6 protein-coding genes are annotated in these 7,520 nt (G+C 64.7%); 5 read left to right on the top strand and 1 reads right to left on the bottom strand.

What is annotated here, in order from left to right; all coding sequences use genetic code 11:
- Positions 1-1,007 (bottom strand): oxygen-independent coproporphyrinogen III oxidase (gene hemN, locus AC1D34_RS31055; RefSeq protein ID WP_476826301.1); only part of this gene is annotated, 1,007 nt, incomplete at its 3' end.
- Positions 1,008-1,321: 314 nt separating this feature from the next.
- Here hemN and AC1D34_RS31050 point away from each other — a divergent pair.
- The 5 genes from AC1D34_RS31050 to AC1D34_RS31030 all read left to right on the top strand — a co-directional run.
- Positions 1,322-2,536, top strand: a complete 1,215-nt coding sequence (locus AC1D34_RS31050) for an amidohydrolase (RefSeq protein WP_476826300.1) — start codon at positions 1,322-1,324, stop codon at positions 2,534-2,536.
- A gap of 185 nt (positions 2,537-2,721) precedes the next feature.
- Positions 2,722-2,973: a hypothetical protein gene (locus tag AC1D34_RS31045; RefSeq protein WP_441506948.1), complete on the top strand. Its 252-nt coding sequence runs from the start codon at positions 2,722-2,724 to the stop codon at positions 2,971-2,973.
- 127 nt (positions 2,974-3,100) lie between these two features.
- Positions 3,101-3,919, top strand: coding sequence for a hypothetical protein (locus tag AC1D34_RS31040; protein WP_476826299.1), 819 nt, complete (start codon positions 3,101-3,103; stop codon positions 3,917-3,919).
- Between the two features lie 149 nt (positions 3,920-4,068).
- Positions 4,069-5,661, top strand: coding sequence for an arylsulfatase (locus tag AC1D34_RS31035; protein ID WP_441488136.1), 1,593 nt, complete (start codon positions 4,069-4,071; stop codon positions 5,659-5,661).
- Positions 5,662-5,744: 83 nt separating this feature from the next.
- On the top strand, positions 5,745-7,520 hold a 1,776-nt coding region (locus tag AC1D34_RS31030), incomplete at its 3' end, for a fused MFS/spermidine synthase (RefSeq protein ID WP_476826298.1).

Raw genomic sequence — 7,520 nt, 5'->3', positions numbered from 1 at the left:
ACCTCGTTCTGGACATATCCGCCGGGAAGGCGGCCGATCGCCGAGGCGCCGAAGCCGATCAGCGCCTCGGCGCCGTCAGTGGTGTAGCCTTGGAAATTGCGACGCAGCACGCCCTCTGCCCCTGCCTGCCCCATGCTATCGTCCGGCAGGGCAAAATGATCGAGGCCGATGCGGACATAGCCGGCGGCGACCAGCGCCTCGGCCATTGCCTCAGCCTGTTCGTGACGTTCCAACCCGTCAGGCAAATCCGCCTCGTCGATCCTGCGCTGATGTTTCTTGAAGCCGGGCACATGAGCATAGCCGAAGACCGAGAGGCGGTCCGGCCGCAACGCGACGCAGCGCTCGACGGTCTCGATGCAAGATCGGACCGTCTGCTTCGGCAGGCCGTAGATCAGGTCGAAATTCAAGCCGCTGATGCCGGCAGCTCTGAGCCCGGCGACGACGCTTGCCGTCTGCTCGACGCTCTGGATGCGGTTGATCGCCTCCTGCACCACCGGATCGAAGCTCTGGACTCCGAGGCTCGCCCGATTGACGCCGGATGCAGCCAAGGCCTCTGTCACCGCCCTTGTCAGCCTGCGGGGGTCGATCTCGACGGCGATCTCGGCCGAGGGGGCGATGACAAAGCGCTCCCGCAACAGCGCAACCAGACGAAGGAAATCGTCCGGCGCGATGATCGTCGGCGTACCACCGCCAAAATGGACATGCTGGACCTGGAGCGGCGCAGCGAGCCGATCGGCAACGAGCGCGATCTCGCGGCGCAGGACTGCGAGATAATCGACGATCGGCTGGTCGCGCAGGGCAACACTGGTGTGGCAGCCGCAATACCAGCACATCGAGCGGCAGAACGGGATGTGGAGATAGAGCGAGGCCTTCGTTCCGGGCCTCAGCGCCCGCAGCCAATCGCCATAACTTTCCGCACCGATCTCGCCCGTGAAATGTGGCGCAGTCGGGTAGCTGGTATAGCGCGGCAGGCGCTCGTCGAAATACCGCGCCCGGACATTGGTCATGACACGTATCCCTGTCTTGCCAGAGTCGATTTCAATGGCATGTGTCTAGCGCGCCCCGGCGAACGATCCTTGATCCAGGACAAATGCCGCCCCGATCGATGGGGCGTGCTACCGACTTGAGAGGATTGGGCTCTGGCGCGACCGCCATGGCTCCCAACGCAGTTCCGCCCATCGCTCAGAGCTCTTGCCAAGCACGGGCTCCTCTTCTGGAATACGCCACGCGCCGCCTGCGCTGTCGTCGCAGGTTGCTGCCGAGGCAAGCCCTCCGGGGTGCCGCGGCAGTTGCGTGCACGAAAATGGGGAACAGACCACACATGACGAAAACGCGGTTCGATAYCTGGCTCGACCAGCATCACGCTGAGTTCACGGCGATCCGGCGCGACATCCATGCCCATCCGGAGCTCGGCCTGGAAGAACACCGCACGGCCGCGCTGGTCGCGGGCAAACTCCGGGAATGGGGCGTCGAGGTGACCGAAGGCGTCGGCGGAACCGGCGTAGTCGGTGTCATCCGTGGCCGCCGGCCGGGCCAGGGCGCGATCGGACTGCGCGCCGACATGGACGCGCTTGCGCTCATCGAGGAGACAGGGCTGCCCTATGCCTCGCAGAATCCGGGCCGCATGCATGCCTGCGGCCATGACGGGCACACGACCATGCTGCTCGGCGCGGCGCGCTACCTCGCCGAGAACCCCGATTTCGCCGGCAGCGTGAATCTGATCTTCCAGCCGGCGGAGGAAGGGCGCGGCGGAGCGCTCGCCATGCTGAAGGACGGGCTATTCGCGCGCTTCCCCTGCGATGCGATCTACGGGCTGCATAACTCACCAGGCATGCTGGCCTCGTCCTTCGGCACGTGCAACGGCCCGATGCTGGCTGCGGCCGATAGCTGGCAGGTGATCTTCCGCGGAGTCGGTGGGCATGGCGGCTCGCAGCCTCACCTCTCGACCGACATCACCTATGCCCAGGCCCATTTCGTGCTCGGATTGCAGGGCATCATCGGGCGCAATGTCGCGCCGCTCGACACCGCCGTGATCAGCGTCGGCTATGTCCATGCCGGCTCGGCGGAAGCCAGCAATGTCATCCCGGCAGAGCTCGTCATCGGCGGTACGGCGCGCACCTACGCGCCGGAAATCCGCGATCTGGTCGAGCGACGGATTGCTGAACTTGCCGCGGCAACCGCGCAAGCCTGGGGCTGCACCGCGGAGGCCTCCTATCGGCGCGGACCGAGCGCCTTGCGGAACCAGCCGGATCAGGTCGCAGTCGCAGTGGCCGCCGCGTCCGCTTCGGTCGGCGCCGCCAATGTCAATGGGGCGATCCGGCCGGGAACCGGGGCCGAGGATTTCGCCGAAATGATGCAGATCAAGCCGGGCGCCTTCATGCGCATCGGCAATGGCGTCGAGGCGGACGGCTCCTTCAAGGGACTTCACACGCCGCTCTTCGACTTCAACGACGAGATCATTCCCGACGGCATTCGCTACTGGGTGAACATCGTCAGCGAAGAGCTTGGCGAGGATCTGCGGGCAGCCGCGGCCTGAGGCTACCTGCACCACTATCCCGCGCCGCCGGAAGCGGCGCGGGGCCATACTCTGCTGTCGAAGGGGCGCAGGTCCGCCCTCTTGCCGTTACGGTTACAGGCAACAGTTCCAGGCGCGCAAAACTGCGCCACGCTGGCAGTATGCCCTGCAGATGCGGGCCCTCAGTGCTTCGGCCGGAGGCTGCCATGGAGCAGGCGAAAAAGCGTGGATTAACGAGGCTCTTGCTGCGCTGGCCAGAACGGCGCGCGCAGCTGCGGGAAAAATTCGCCCGCGACCCCGGCTTTGCAGAGCTGTGCGAGGCTTATGAGGCAGCCTGCGAGGCCGAGTCCTATTGGACGAAATCGACACTGCCTGTGGGCCCGGCGCGAGCCAGGGAATACGACGCCCTCGTCTCCGCGACAGAACAAGATATCTTGATCCGGCTAGGTCTTTCTTAAGGGAGCCGACCCGGATTCTGGCGGAATTCATCGAATACTGCCTTGATCCATGCTGGCTCGCAGGGCATCATTGGGCTTTCAAGAGCTAATTACGGGCTTTCTTCAGTCCTAGCTGTCGAGGCGAGTGATGGGCGGGCGCATTGCAAGGCTGCATGACGGGAATCCTCCTCCCCAACTCGTCCTTGCAGCGTTGGACACTCTGCTGGCGCACGAGGCCTTGCGCCTTTCCGAGCGCAACCGGCGCTTCCTCTCTTTTGTCGTCACGCAAACCGTTGCGGGCCATTCCGACCGTATCARGGCCTACTCGATCGGCGTCGATGTCTTCGGCCGCGACGACAGTTTCGACCCTGGCACCGACCCGATCGTGCGGATMGAGGCGACACGCCTGCGCTCGGCGCTGGCAACCTATTACGAGACGGCGGGAGCAAGCGCTCCCGTCAGAATCGCGATGCCACCCGGCAGCTACGTTCCATCCTTTACGTGGCGGCCGTCAGGGAATGGATCCACGAGACCGGCTTTCGCTACCGAGCCAGCGAGGATCGCGTCCGCCGGCGCCAGCCTGCCGACAATCATCATCAAGAACCTGACGGACCGCGCGGCCCGGCTTGCGGCAGTTCATGGCGACCTGCTTATCGAAACCATCATGAAGCGGCTCGTCACAGCCGGCTTCAGACTGTTCGCGATGCCGTCTGCCGAGCGCAGAGCTGCCGCGATCGCGATCAGCAAACTCCTCCTGCACCCCGACGAGACTTACGCGCTCGACATCGCGGTCCATCCGATGTCGACCTGCCAGCGCTTTTCCTGGTGCGCCACCGATCTGCGCAGCGGAGAGATCATCTGCTCCGACTTCGTCGATGAGACCGAACGCGACGTGCCTTGTGCGAGCACCATCGACATGATCGCTGCGCAGGCAGTCCAATCGGTGTCAAAGGCTCTCGCCGGCTGAACTGGTCGCCCGCCGCTCTCTTAGCTTACCGTAACTGTTACAGGCTTAAGCCCTTGCCGCCCCCATGCGACCGTCGCCCGGCGCGCATGGGCCGCGTCCGGCGGCTGTCGGGCTGGCCCGGAGCGTCGATCCGGCACCGGGAGTGATTCATGGAACGCCACAAGTTCATGGCCGCCGCAGCCCTGGCACTGACGCTAGGGTTATCCGGCGGAGCAGCGAAGGCCCAGACTGCGCCTCCCGCCAAACCCAATATCCTTGTCATTTTCGGGGATGACGTCGGCCAGGCCAACATCAGCGCCTATACGCATGGGGTGGTCGGTTACAAGACGCCGAACATCGACCGCCTCGCCCGGGAAGGCATGATGTTCACGGACTACTACGCCGAGAACAGCTGCACGGCGGGGAGATCCTCTTTCATCACCGGGCAGACGCCGCTGCGCACCGGGCTTTCGAAGGTTGGTATCCCCGGCGCCCCGGTAGGTCTGCAGAAAGGCGATATTACCATCGCCCAGGCCCTCAAGCCGCTCGGCTACGCCACGGGTCAATTTGGCAAGAACCACCTTGGCGACAAGGACGAGTACCTGCCGACCAATCATGGCTTCGATGAATTCTTCGGCAACCTCTATCATTTGAACGCTGAGGAAGAGCCGGAACGGCCCAACTGGCCGAAGGATGATCCGACATTCGTCAAACTGATGTCGCCGCGGGGCGTTCTGAGGACCTCCGCCGATGGCAAGATCGAAGATACGGGCCCACTGACGCGCAAGCGCATGGAAACTGTCGACGACGAGACTACGGGTTCCGCGATCGACTTCATGCAGAGGCAGGTACGCGCCAACAAGCCGTTTTTCACCTGGATGAATTTCACTCGCATGCATGTTTTCACGCATGTGCGGCCGGAGTTTCGCGGCAAGAGCGGCATGGCGGGTAACGAATACGCCGACGGCATGTGGGAGATGGACCAGAATGTCGGCAAGCTGCTGAAGACGCTGGACGATCTCGGCATTGCCAACAACACCATCGTCGTCTTCACGACCGATAATGGCCCCAACGCCTTCACCTGGCCGGATGCAGCGACGACACCGTTCCGCTCGGAAAAGGATACGAACTGGGAAGGCGCGTTCCGCGTGCCGGCCATGATCCGCTGGCCGGGCCAGGTCAAGCCGGGCGAAATCGCCACTGGCATCGTCTCGGGCCTCGACTGGTTCCCGACGCTGCTCGCTGCGGCTGGTGACACAGCCGTGAAGGATCGCCTCCTCAAGGGCTGGCAGCCGCAGGGCAACCCGACGACCTTCCGCAACCATCTCGATGGTTTCAACCAGATCGACTACCTCACGGGCAAATCCGACAAGAGCGCACGCAACGAGTTCTACTATTTCAACGACGATGGCGCCCTCGTCGCGATGCGCTTCGACAACTGGAAACTCGTCTTCGAAAAGCAGGAGCAGCCTGGCCAGATGGATGTCTGGGCGAATCCCTTCACTCCTTTGCGCCTGCCCAAGATGTTCAATCTGCGCATGGACCCCTACGAGCATGCAGAGATCTCCGGCAGCGGGTACGATCAGTGGCGGACCGAGAACGCCTATCTCGCCGCCCAGGGGGTGATGAAAGCCACGCAATTCCTCGAGAGCTTCGTGGAATATCCCCCGAGCCAGCGGCCCGCGAGCTTCGGCGTCGATCAGGTCCGCAAACAGGTGGACAGGAAGATCGACGAGTCGTTCAGGAAGCGTGGTCTGGAGTGAGCCTGTAACTCAGGTATGGTGCCAGCCGGCGTCGCGAGGCGCCGGCTGGTCTCCTTCAAATGGGCCTTAAGCTGAAAGCCGGCATGAGCGTGGGGACAGAAGCGTCGAGGCGACGTCGCGGCGCTGGGGCGATCCGGGATCGCGCCACGCCGGTTGTCCGTGCTGCGCTCACCCTGCCAGCCGGCTTGCTGTTCCTCTCAGGTACGGCCGCGCTGATCCTCCAGGTGATCTGGATCAGGCAGCTCTCGACCGTGGTCGGGGTCGAGGTCTATGCCGTGACGACCGGCGTCAGCGCCTTCTTCGCCGGCCTCGCGATCGGCGGCCTGATCTTTGGACCGATTGCCGACCGCAACCTTCAGCCCTTGCGTCTCTACGCCGCTCTCGAAGGTGGCGTCGCCATCCTCGCCATGGCTGCGACCATCGGCCTGTCGCAGGCAGCTCCGCTCTTTGCCCGCCTCGAATTGACGACACCGCCGCTCGCCTGGGCGATGGTGTTTGCGCTCGTCGGCTTGCCCGCCGTGCTGATGGGCGGCACGCTGCCGGCACTGACGCGTTTCGCCGCCACCCGGCGCGACGATGTCAGTCAGGTCGGCGGCCGGCTCTATGCGGCCAATACAGCGGGCGCCATCACCGGTGCACTGCTCGCCTCGTTCCTTGTCATTCCCGCGGTCGGCATGCGCGGCTCGGCGCTCGTGGCCGCCGCAATCTGCCTGGTTGCGGCCCTCGCGGCGCTTGCAACGAACGCTAAGGCAGGTGTCGCAAGCGTCGACGCGGTCAAGCCGACCGATAGCGGCTTCTCGCCTTCGGCCGCGCTGGCCATCGTCCTCTACTCGGTCGCAGGCGGCATCGCGCTGGGTTACGAGGTGGTGTGGTCGCAGACGATCGTGCCCTTCATGAGCACGCGCAGCTTCGCCTTCTCCGTCCTGCTCGCAACCTATCTCACCGGGCTCGCGCTGGGGGCTGCCATTTTCGCGCGCTGGGCCGATCGCGTCACGAAGCCATGGAGTGTCTTCGGCCTGCTCATCGCAGGGGCCGGCCTGTCGGCCGCTCTGGCCATCGCCGTGCTCGGCCCCTGGCTGAGCCAGCTCCAGGGCCTGGTCGAGGCAGCAGTGCTGAATCTGACGGGCAGCGCCTTTGCCGGCATGTCCGCCCGATTTGCCGTCGCCGCGATCTGCGTCGTCCTTCCCAGTACCCTGTTCCTAGGCGCGGCCTTTCCAGCGGCGTTGCGCCTGATCGTCGCCCCCCGGCATATCGGCCGCGGTGTCGGCATGATCGTCGCGTTGAATACCCTCGGCGGCATTCTTGGCACGGCCATCACCGGCTTCGTCCTCATTCCGGCGCTCGGGCTCGTCCAGACCCTCGCAGTGCTCGCCGTTGCCGCCGCGCTGGTGGGAGCCGTCGCTGCCTTGCGCGAACGGCGCGCCGGCTCAAAGGCTTGGATCGCGGCGCTCGCCATCAGCGCCGCCACATGCGCGACCGCCATCCTCCTGCCATCCGATCGCCTCGCCACGCTGATGCCCGGCGCCCGCGGCGCGAGCCTTACCTTCTATGACGAGGGCCTGGGCGGCACGGTCGCCGTCGTCGAGCGGAGCTCGGGCCGAAACCGCTTCCGCCGTCTCTACATCCAGGGCGTCTCCAATTCCGGCGATGCGATGCCATCCCTGCGCTACATGCGGATGCAGGCATTGCTGCCGCTGATCATTCACAACCGCGAGCCGAAATCGGCTTTGGTGATCGGCTTCGGTACCGGCATCACGGCGGGAGCCTTGCTGACCTATCCCGGCCTCGACCGGCGCGTCGTTGCCGAATTGCTGCCGAGCGTCATCCGCGCGGCGCCGAATTTCGAGGGTGGCTTCCGG

Source organism: Allobosea sp. P1_A7 (genome assembly GCF_056406775.1).
The sequence above is the reverse complement of the archived record's forward strand: the minus strand, read 5'-3'. Positions and strand labels throughout refer to the sequence as shown.